This is a genomic window from Polaromonas sp. UBA4122 (assembly GCA_002381615.1).
Lineage (GTDB): Bacteria > Pseudomonadota > Gammaproteobacteria > Burkholderiales > Burkholderiaceae_C > Polaromonas.
Genome location: DFWY01000040.1, coordinates 23865 through 33957, shown reverse-complemented (window position 1 = coordinate 33957; position 10093 = coordinate 23865). Strand labels below are relative to the sequence as shown.

Sequence of the window (10093 nt, the reverse complement as noted above, 5' to 3'; positions counted from 1 at the left end):
GATGTTGATCTCGCGTGATTCGGCGGCTCCTGGACCGACTTCGACCTCAATGCCCGCTGCCCGAAGTCGCTCGAAACCCTGACCTGATACGAGAGGATTGGGGTCGGCAATCGAGGCAACGACTTTTTTAATGCCCGCGGCAATCAGCGCGTCGCAGCACGGGCCGGTGCGCCCGTGGTGCGAACAGGGCTCCAGCGTGACATAGGCGGTAGCGCCGACCGCTGAATGGCACCGGGCGACGGCATCGTGCAGGGCAACGATTTCAGCATGTGGGCCACCAGTGCGCTGGGTATGGCCTTGACCGATCATCGTTCCTTGAGCTGAGGTGATGACACAGCCGACGCTTGGATTCGGCGAGGTGAATTCCCGCGCACTGGATGCCAGTTGCAATGCGAGGCGGACTTTGCCGGATGGGTCTGTGGAGGGGGTCAGTTTGGTCATGTTACCGTTTGGCGATTGCACGTAACCGTTCGTCAGTACTGTAACCGCAGCTTCGCCAAGCATCGGTAGTATGGCGGACATGACTGGTCCAGATTCCTCCGTTATTGCCTTGGCGCGTGCTTCTCTTCGCCCAAAATTGTCTGCGGGCCAGCATTTGCGCGCGAATGGCTTTTCACTAATTGAGCTGATGGTTGTGGTGGCCATGGTGGCCATCCTGGCTGGGCTTGCGGCCCCCTCCTTCACCAAACTCCTGCGAAACAACCGGCTGGCCGCGGCGTCGTCGGCGTTGCAGGTTTCATTAAGTCTGGCGCGCTCGGAGGCTGTCAAGCGAGGATCTGACGCACGGGTGACGGTCGCCGCGAATGGTACCGCCGGTAGTTGGCTCAACGGCTGGACGGTGTTCGTTGACCAGACCACTGATGCGCATGGAGGCCTTGGTCCAACCACTGACGATACCAGCGCGACGGGTTGGACGCGACTGGATGTTGTGGGCGCGCCATCCGGCCCCATCAGTGTCGGGCAGACCGGAACGCTTAAGTACTTTTCCTATAACGGACAAGGTCGAATGATTGATGTGACAGGCGCAGGCGTTGTCAACCGGTCGTTCTGGTTTTTTTACGACACCAGTCAGAAATATTGTCTGATTGTCAATAACACGGGGCGGGTTCGGGCGGCGCGCGTGGATAGTTCCGCCGTGTGTTCGTCGTCTGACTGAATTTCAAAATGGCACGCTCAAATATTTTGTCAACCTCTGCTCGCCAGCTTTCCTCCGGATGGAGGCATGGCCACGCGGGGTTCAGTCTGATTGAAGTCATGGTGACCATGGTCATTTTGTCGTTTGGCCTGCTGGGTATTGCCGGGCTTTTGGTGAATGGTGTGTCCAACGCGTCCGGCTCGGAAGCCATGGCCAAGGCCAGCCAACTGGCGGCGGACATGGCCGATCGAATCCGCGCCAATCCAGTGGTGGGGGTTTCTGCAACCAGTGAGTACATCACGACCTATGCGGATACCCCACCGAGCAGCCCCGTGACAATTGCGATGAAGGACAAGAAGGATTGGCTGGAGGCGCTGGCTGCCCAGTTGCCGCAGGGCGATGGCCAGATTACCGTTGACAACACGCTGCGAAAGGTGGTCATCACGGTGCGTTGGAGTAACTGTCTGGGTACGCTGAATGATGCCGACCGAACCGCCTGCACGGACAATGCGGCGACTGCCTTTAAAACCGTTTCTTTTGAACTGCGACTATGAGAACGACAGAGCACTTTGCCGAGCGACGCCTCCAGCGGGGGCTTTCGCTGATTGAGCTGCTTGTTGCACTGGTACTCGGGCTGGCTGTCCTGGTAGGGTTGTCTTCCGTGTATGTGGCGGCCAAGCAGTCGTTTCGTTTTCAGGAAACAACCGGCAGACTGCAGGAAGATGCCACGTTTGCGCTGGACTCGATGGCAAGGGATTTGCGAATGGCGGGGTCTGCAGGATGCGTGGGGATCAACAAAGTCACTAGTCCGTCCATCATTTATTACCCGGGCAGCGTCCTGGCGTCAGGCAGCCCCACCAGCCCAGGCGTCACCACCAGTCCCGATAACACCAGCGGTTTTTACGGAGCTAATCCTCTGGGGCAAATTGAAACCACCAATCTGGAAGTTACACAGCAGCCCTTTACGTCGCTTAATTTTGTTCGTGGATTTGACAACGGCATTCCCACCGGAATGGTTGCGACAACAAATCCTGCCCCTTCAACAATCAGTGACAGTTTGTTATTTGCCGGGGCAAGTTCCAAAGGCGTATCTGTCAGTGTCCCAATGGCTGCAGCCAATTCAAACTTGACCCTGGCCGCTGATACCTATGGCTGGAGCAATGCCGTCAGCGGCACCAACAGTGGCATCTACACATTCATCGTCTCAGACTGCTCGTCCTCCAGTATTTTCAACGGCAAGATCACGGTCAGCAGCGGTGTGATCAGCATTGACCACAGTACGGCAATGGGCAACAGCGTTGGTTCCTTCACATCAAGTATGTTGTTTGGCACCGATGCCATCGTGATGCCAGCCGAATGGAGTTTTTATTACATCGCAACCCGTACAGGTGCCAGCACACCGAGCTTGTACCGTGTATTTTTCAACGGAAACAAGCGGTTCAATGCAGAAGAATTGGTTTCAAACGTTGAAGCCATGCAACTGAACTACGGTGAAAACACCACCGATGTGGCGGGTGTGCCAACCCTTGTGGCTGATGTTTGGCGAACCAGCGCAGCCACTGTGACCGATTGGTCCCGCGTCGTGTCCGTGCGGATTGGCCTGATGATGGTCAGCTCCGAGGACAATGCGAATCCCGAGGTGACGCTGACGGTGCCCACACTGCTTGGGCAAACCTACACCGCGCCTACAGGAGCCTCCGCCAACCGGCTCCGTAAGGAGTTTTCGACCACTGTTGTCATGCGCAACCGGGTGGCCGCACGGTGAAACCGGGTGCCAATTTAATCATGACCAAGAAGCATTGCGCCATAAATTGCTATAACAAACATAGCAATATATTTCCGTTATATATGGGGAAAACCCGTATTTCGTCATCAATATTAATTCGCCGCAAGCAACGCGGCATGACGTTGTTGGTCGGGCTCATCCTGCTCGTGATGCTTACGGTGATCAGCCTGATTGGTTTTCGCAACACCACGCTCTCGGAGCGTATGACCGGCAATGCAATGGATCGCAATGTATCGTTTCAATCTGCTGAAAGTGGCGGTAAAGAGGGGCTGGCAGCCATTGAGGCGGGTTCATTGAGTGGCACCGGGTATTACGCCACGCCGCTTCCCAACGGCGGCAACACTAACTACTGGACGCAGGGTCCCGGGCCTGCAAGCTCGACTTGCACGACTGAAGCAGTGTTTAGCTGGACCATTTGTTCGGCTTCCGTCGCGACCAAGTATGCCAACAACGCTCAGAATGCCCAGTACGTGATTGAACTGCTTTCGCAGGTTACAAGTGGCCCCGGCCCCGTGACCACGGTATCAAATTACCGGGTGACGTCCAGAAGTACCGGGGGCTCAGGTCAGGCTGAGGTTGTATTGCAGAGTATTTACAGCAAAACAACCACCACCCCCTAGTTAGTGAAGTCAGGAGATTTAGCCATGAACACACAACTTGATTTTTCGATGCTCGAGCACGCGCCGGACGGGTTGTTTCAGAAAAAAGAGCGACTCAAGGTCGGGAGCACAGCCGTCCGGGGTGTGTCTTCCGGGAGTGCACGGATGCTGCGGCTGGGGCTGGCGTGCCTGCTGGTGCTGCTGAGTGGCGCGCCGTTTCGGGCGGCCATCGCGCAGACGACGGTCAACATGGCACAGGTTCCGCTGCTTGCGTTAAAGAGCGCGCCCGGGTTGGTGATGCTGACCATGAGTCGAGATCATCGGCTTTTTTATGCGGCTTACAACGACACCAGCGATATCGATGGCGATGGCGTGGTCGATGTCGGGTTCAAACCCAGTATTACCTACTACGGAAATTTCGTTTCGAATCGCTGCTACGACTACAAAACCAGCGGTACCAATAATCCGGTTTTCAGGCCCGTGGCGCTCGCCACAGCCACCGGCTGCAACGCCGGCGGGACACAGCGCTGGAACGGCAATTGGCTCAACTGGGCCACTACTTCCCGGATGGATGCCTTGCGCCGCATACTATATGGCGGCTATCGGGTGACGGACAACTCAACCACATCCGGGAGTCCGTCCTTCACTTCCACGGTGTTGCAGGGGGCGTTCATACCCAAAGACAGCCATGTCTGGGGCAAGGATTACAGGCCTGCTGATCGGGACAGCTATGACATCACGCAGTACACCACTTTGCCTGCGCCCAGCAGCGCTACCAAGCACCATTTATTTGTGGTGGTGAGCCCCAACGGAAATTTGGGTTATCCGTTTCCGTCATCCAGTACGGCACCCGTTCTGCGCTACATCACCAACGCGGACCTGGTCAAGGAAAGAATCTGGATGTGGGCTTCTGCGGACGTTATCCAGGGCATCGGTAGCAATCCAGCCAACTTTGTAAAAGGCGGGGGCGGCACTTCCGTGGCGGCCACAGACCTAACCCTCAGAGTTGAAGCATGCGTCCCGATTGGGGGCGTGCGCGAGGCCGGATGTACGGGTTATCCAGCCAGCAGTCCAACAGTATGGAAACCAACGGGAACATTGCACGACTATTCGGTTAATGACCAGTTGAAGTTTGGTTTGATTACGGGTTCTTATCAGAACAACTACTCTGGCGGTGTATTGCGTCGCAATATTGCAAGTTTTAGCGAAGAAATTAACCCTGCCACTGGGCAGTTTGTTACGACGAGCGATGGCTACATTGGCATCGCCAGGACCATTGACAGAATAACTATTCACGGCTGGAACGGAGCCAGCTACGACTGTGGCTATAAAACCACCAGCAACCGAAATCAGGGCGATTGCAAATCCTGGGGCGCGCCTATAGGTGAAATGATGTACGAGAGTTTGAGATACCTCTCGGGCAAATCCGCATCAACGCCAGTCTACTCAAATGGTGTTGCTTCAGGCACAAGTGCCGATTCCCTCATGGGTTTTTCTTCGCCTCCCACCTGGCTGAACCCCTACCGCCCCAAGGCCAGCGGCGGCAACCCTATTTGCTCGCGACCCGTACAAATGGTGATTGCAGATCCGTTGACAAGTTTTGACTCTGATCAGCTTCCAGGGGCTTATTTTTCGACGCCCACCCCTGGTTTTGGAACCGCCTTGGGCGCCAATGATCTGACTGGACTGAATGTTTCGACAGAGGCGAGTTCCATCTGGACTGCCGAAGGCTTGGGAACCCGTAACATTTACATTGGGCAGTCGGGTACGTTTTTTGATGGAAACCCCACTGCCAAGTCGGCCAGTTCATTTGCCCAGATTCGCGGCCATGCCCCTGATGAAACGCAATCGCAGGGCAGTTACTATTCCGCCGCGGTCGCCAGTTTTGGACGATCATCGTTCGTGCCAAGCAGTTCGCCCTTGAATATGGTTGTAGGGCCCAATCCGGGAACGCCAGCAGATACTGCCAATGTAAGGACCAAGGTGGATACGCTGTCGGTCGCGTTGGGTAGCCTGACGCCAAAAATCGAGTTCCCCAACCCTTTGGGCGGCAAGGTGTCGATTGTCCCGCTCTCCAAGGCAATTTACACGGCCAATAAAACCCCCGGTCAATACCAGGCTACCGGAGCGATCACGGGTTTCTATTACAAGGACTTCACACCCACTTCTGTAACGGCTATTGTGACCTTTTCCGATTCTGATCAGGGTACAGATAACGAGACTGATGCTCAAGTGCAATATGACATTTCACTGAGCGGCTCGAATCTGACCGTGAAGTTGACGCAACTGGATCCAAGCCCGGGCGGCATTCAGTCCAACTCGGGCTACGTCATTTCAGGAACTACCAATGATGGGCTGTATCTGGATTCGCGGTCGCTTCGGTACTCGGGAGATACCGGGGACGTTTATTATCTTGACACGCGACCTGGGCAAAGTCCGAAATCGGCCACGAGCTCCTTAAATTCAACGCCGCTTCCTACTTATGGCACCACGACTTCCAGAGTATTTTCCCTGTCCACTACACCCTCTGCTGCCGGGAGTTTTATCCCGCATGATCCGCTCTGGTATGCAGCCAAATACGGTGGGGCGGGCGTGCTCGATGCGAAGGGCGATCCCACCAACTATTTCAAAATCAGCAATCCCTCTAATTTGCCCGCCCAGATGGGCAAGGCGTTTCGGGCTGCCGCTGCGCTGGCTGCCGTCGCCAGCACCAGTGTGGTGGGTGTGGGACAGCGCAGCCTTGGTTCTGCCGCCATTTATCAGGCCAACTACGATTCGTTAACCTGGTCATCGCGCTTGTATGCCTTCCCGGTAGCGACCACTGGCACTTTGTCCAACACGCCCATTTGGGAAGCTTCATCGCTCATTCCAGCTCCAGCTTCGCGCACCAATTTGTTTTTGGGTCGTGGCGGCAGCAATGCGCCATTCGCGCTTACGTCCACTGGATTCAGTTCATTGACGTCCACGGCTACCCCTACAGCTGCGAATCCGAATCCGGAGCAAACAGATTTCGGAAGCGCAGCCATTTATGCCTACCTGCTTGGAGACAAGAGCGGGGAAGAGCGAAAAGGCGGCAGCTTCCGCAATCGGGGCACGACGTCCGGCTCGGAGTTTGGCTCTGTGCTCGGCGATATCGTCAATTCCGACCCGCAAATCATCTCAAAGAAAGACGACGGCTATGCGGCCAGTGATGCCAGCTACAGCACTTTTTTAGCTGGCATTAATTTTGAAACACTGGCTGTTGGCAGCAATGATGGATTTTTCCATGTTTTTGACGCGCAACCTGATGCAACCGGTGGTGGCGAATTGCTGGGTTTCATGCCGCAAGCAGCGCGCACCAATATCAAGGACCTGTCGGCCCCAGGCTACCAGCATCGCAACTTGGTGGATGGTTCAATAGGACTGGGGCACGCGAAGATCGCGGTGCCGGGTGATGCCACACTGGCTTGGCGAAGTATTGCCGTTGCTGCCGGCGGCGACGGTGCCCAGACGGTCTTTGCGATCAATACCAGCTCAAAAATTTACACGGCCAACAGCATCTTGTGGGAAATCAACCAGTCGTCCTCGGGGGTTGGAACCACCTTTGGAAACGTCATGGGTAGGCCCGGCATTGGAAAGCTTGCAAATGGGACTTGGGTGGCAATTTTTGGCAATGGTTACAACAGCGCAGATGGCACCGCCAATCTGTATGTGGTGAGGCTGACGGATGGAGCAATCCTCAAGATCATTCCCACCAATAACGCGATGACTGGTAACGGCTTGGGTTCGACTGTGATCGTCCGGAAAACTTCGGGCAACCAAGACACGATCGAGTATGTCTATGGGGCGGACTATAAGGGACATATCTGGCGGTTTGATCTTTCTAACTCGACCATGTCTAGTTGGCCGTCAACGGGCGCGCTGGTTTACTCCACGCCGACCGGGCAGCCCATCACAGCTGAAATCAAGGTCGGCCCTGCACCTGCGAGCCCTCTTACTGCCGGTGGCAAGATGATCTACTTTGGAACGGGCAGTTACCTGAGTGCTGCCGACCCAGCGACAACCACGGTACAGGCCTTGTACGGAATTTATGATGACTTAACTAACTTTTCAAATACGTCCGCGTTTGCAGTAGACGCAGACTTGTCCTCGATGACAATTTCCACGACAGCCGGGAGTGATGTCCGGACGACCTCTGCTGCTGCTTCACCCAGTTGGTTTACCGTGGCGGGAAAGAAAGGTTGGGTCGTTCAGTTGACGGGCGCCAACGTGGTTGCAGGAGAGCGTGTCATCGCGCCGCCAGTTCGCTACACGGTAGCAGGTCTGGTGGATGCGTTCCTGTTCACCTCCATTGTGCCGAGCACGGCTGAGTGTGAAGCGGGTCTGGATGCCTGGATTACCGGAATAGACGCGATGACCGGCGGCTACAGGAAGGTCTTCAATGGCATTAACGACAATTCGATGCGCATACGTGGTGGTTCCCCGCGCGGCGTGTTCGTGCTGCAGGACGGCGGTGCACCAACGCTATATATCAGTCAAACTGTTTTTAACAGTACCATCTCCACGACCTCGTTCGCGACCGGGACTGGTGGCACGCAAACCGTCACGATCAATGGCGTCGAAGGAACGACACGCGTTATTTCAGTCGGGTTGGTCAATCCGGTGTCTCCAGCCACGTCGAATCGGCAAGTGTGGCGCCAGCTCAAGTAATCAACATAAGGGCCGGCTGCTTGTATTTATGGGAGTAGCCGGTTTTGTGCAGACTATCAGCGTGAGGGAACTAAAAATTGAACTCAATCAAACGAATTCGCGGCTTTACGCTGATTGAACTTATGATCACTGTCGCCGTCATCGGAATTCTGACTGCGGTGGCGCTGCCGTCCTACCGGGCCTATATTGAGCGAGGTCAGCGCGCCAATGCAAAAACTGTTTTGCTTGAAGCCGCGCAGTTCATGGAGCGTTATCGCTCTAGCAACTTCAAGTATCGGGATGCCAGCAACAATGCCCCTGCATTGCCAACCAGGCTGCAAGTGTCGCCAGCAGAAGGTGCCAAGCGTTATGACATCACGCTAGTGGCTCCAGACGACTTAACCTTTACCCTCACCGCTACCCCCAGCGATTGGACTGACAGCGTTTGTGGCAATTTGACGCTGACAAATCTTGGCGTCAAGGACCAAAGCCTAGGCGACGCTGCAACCTGCTGGAACCGCTAAACATGCTCGGCGGGTGACGACTTTTCAACGCCGCACCTCATCCACCAGCGTCTTGAATTCGTCAATGTCTTCAAAACTCCGGTATACGCTGGCAAAGCGCACATAGGCGACCTTGTCGAGCTTTTTGAGCTCGCGCATGACCAGTTCACCAATACGGGCCGAGGGCAGTTCGCGCAGGCCCAGGGTCAACAGCTTTTCTTCGATGCGCTCGATCGCCGAGTCCACCTGCTCGGTGCTGACCGGCCGTTTGCGCAGCGCCAGGGTCATGGACTCCATGATTTTGCTGCGTTTGTACTCGGTGCGGCGTCCGTCTTTTTTGACGATGGACGGAAAGTTGACGTCGGGCCGTTCGTAGGTGGTAAAGCGTTTTCCACACGCGCCGCACTGGCGACGGCGGCGTATGAAATCTGCCTCTTCAGTGACGCGAGTCTCTACCACCTGGGTTTCAAGATGACCGCAAAAAGGGCATTTCATGAGGATCTGATGGGCTTAAAGCCCTGAAGTTTTAAGCATTTTATGCCTCTAGCCCAATACACATAAGCGCAAGCAGCTATCAAAATAATAGCTGCGTGGCCGCTATCGTGTTTAGCCGTAAACCGGAAAGCGAGTCGTCAACGCGTGGACCTTGGTGCGAACCGCTTCAAGAGCGGCGGCATCGCGCGGGTTGTCGAGCACATCGGCAATCAGGTGGGCTGTGGCACGCGCTTCTTCATCCTTGAAGCCTCGCGTGGTCATGGCGGGTGTGCCAATGCGCACGCCGCTGGTGACCATCGGTTTTTCGGGATCGTTGGGAATCGCGTTTTTGTTGATCGTCATGTGGGCGCTGCCCAGAACGGCCTCGGCTTCCTTGCCGGTAATGCCTTTAGAGCGCAGGTCGACCAGCATGACATGGCTTTCGGTGCGACCGCTGACGATGCGCAGGCCGCGCTGCGTCAGCGTTTCGGCCACGATTTGCGCGTTTTTCAGAACCTGCTGCTGGTAAGTCTTGAATTCGGGCGCCAGTGCTTCCTTGAAGGCCACGGCTTTGGCTGCAATCACGTGCATCAGCGGGCCGCCTTGCAGGCCGGGGAAGATGGCGCTGTTAATGGCTTTTTCGTGCTGGGCTTTCATCAAAATGATGCCGCCGCGCGGGCCGCGCAGGCTCTTGTGGGTGGTGGATGTCACGATGTCGGCATGCGGCACCGGATTGGGGTACACGCCTGCCGCGACCAGCCCTGCGTAATGGGCAATGTCCACCATGAAGATGGCGCCCACGGCTTTGGCGACTTTGGCAAAACGCTCAAAATCGATGCGCAGGCTGTAGGCGGAAGCGCCTGCAATGATCAGCTTGGGTTTGCTTTCGTGCGCTTTGCGCTCCATGGCGTCGTAGTCGATCTCTTCC

General features: G+C 55.8%; 9 protein-coding genes and 1 pseudogene. 7 read left to right on the top strand and 3 right to left on the bottom strand.

Going from position 1 to position 10093, the window contains the following annotated elements; translation table 11 throughout:
* Positions 1-441: bifunctional diaminohydroxyphosphoribosylaminopyrimidine deaminase/5-amino-6-(5-phosphoribosylamino)uracil reductase RibD (gene ribD / locus B3F77_RS05860; RefSeq protein WP_293604060.1), on the bottom strand; the 441-nt coding region annotated here is incomplete at its 3' end.
* Between the two features lie 79 nt (positions 442-520).
* Between ribD and B3F77_RS05855 the strand changes: the two genes are divergently transcribed.
* The 7 genes and pseudogenes from B3F77_RS05855 to B3F77_RS05830 all read left to right on the top strand — a co-directional run bounded on the left by B3F77_RS05855 (position 521) and on the right by B3F77_RS05830 (position 8712).
* Positions 521-1156: a GspH/FimT family pseudopilin gene (locus B3F77_RS05855; protein WP_293604056.1), complete on the top strand. Its 636-nt coding sequence runs from the start codon at positions 521-523 to the stop codon at positions 1154-1156.
* Positions 1157-1164: 8 nt separating this feature from the next.
* Positions 1165-1689 (top strand): type IV pilus modification protein PilV, encoded by a 525-nt coding sequence (gene pilV / locus B3F77_RS05850; RefSeq protein WP_293604055.1) that lies wholly within the window; start codon positions 1165-1167, stop codon positions 1687-1689.
* A pseudogene (locus tag B3F77_RS20905) lies at positions 1686-1778 on the top strand (prepilin-type N-terminal cleavage/methylation domain-containing protein); the annotation flags it as partial. The gene pilV and the pseudogene B3F77_RS20905, both read left to right, overlap by 4 nt.
* An 18-nt stretch (positions 1779-1796) precedes the next feature.
* A complete protein-coding gene (locus tag B3F77_RS05845; protein WP_293604054.1) occupies positions 1797-2900 on the top strand; it encodes a PilW family protein in 1104 nt (367 codons plus the stop codon).
* Between the two features lie 20 nt (positions 2901-2920).
* The gene (locus B3F77_RS05840; RefSeq protein ID WP_293604053.1) at positions 2921-3541 is read left to right on the top strand and encodes a pilus assembly PilX family protein; all 621 of its coding nucleotides are present in this window, start codon (positions 2921-2923) and stop codon (positions 3539-3541) included.
* A gap of 24 nt (positions 3542-3565) precedes the next feature.
* Positions 3566-8209 carry a pilus assembly protein gene (locus B3F77_RS05835; RefSeq protein WP_293604052.1) on the top strand — a complete coding sequence of 1548 codons (4644 nt, stop codon included), beginning with the start codon at positions 3566-3568 and terminating at the stop codon, positions 8207-8209.
* A 77-nt stretch (positions 8210-8286) separates the two neighbouring features.
* Positions 8287-8712 carry a type IV pilin protein gene (locus tag B3F77_RS05830; RefSeq protein WP_293604051.1) on the top strand — a complete coding sequence of 142 codons (426 nt, stop codon included), beginning with the start codon at positions 8287-8289 and terminating at the stop codon, positions 8710-8712.
* Positions 8713-8736: 24 nt separating this feature from the next.
* On the opposite strand, the gene nrdR is transcribed toward B3F77_RS05830, so the two are convergent.
* Together nrdR and glyA are read right to left on the bottom strand one after the other, a co-directional pair.
* Positions 8737-9186: a transcriptional regulator NrdR gene (gene nrdR / locus B3F77_RS05825; protein ID WP_293604050.1), complete on the bottom strand. Its 450-nt coding sequence runs from the start codon at positions 9184-9186 to the stop codon at positions 8737-8739.
* 111 nt (positions 9187-9297) lie between these two features.
* Positions 9298-10093: serine hydroxymethyltransferase (gene glyA / locus B3F77_RS05820; protein ID WP_293604049.1), on the bottom strand; the 796-nt coding region annotated here is incomplete at its 5' end.